The organism is Bradyrhizobium sp. WSM4872 (assembly GCF_055811715.1).
The window spans coordinates 1-267 of the sequence record NZ_JBVVPT010000093.1 but is presented as its reverse complement, the minus strand read 5'-3'; the positions used below and the strand labels follow the sequence as shown (position 1 = coordinate 267).

The window sequence follows — 267 nt, the reverse complement described above, 5'->3', positions numbered from 1 at the left end:
ACTTCATACAACCAAGGTTCAGATGTACAATCAGTAAGCTACAATGCACAATCAAGTAACTCAAACGTTGCAGCTGTTTCAGCTCCAACTTACCATAACTACAGCACTTCAACTACTTCAAGTTCAGTGAGATTAAGCAATGGTAATACTGCAGGTGCTACTGGTTCATCAGCAGCTCAAATCATGGCTCAACGTACTGGTGTTTCAGCTTCTACATGGGCTGCAATCATCGCTCGTGAATCAAATGGTCAAGTAAATGCTTACAAC

1 pseudogene is annotated in these 267 nt (G+C 41.6%); it reads left to right on the top strand.

Annotated features, from left to right (window positions below):
- Positions 1 to 267: pseudogene (gene isaA, locus AC0L3C_RS36245) on the top strand (lytic transglycosylase IsaA); the annotation flags it as partial.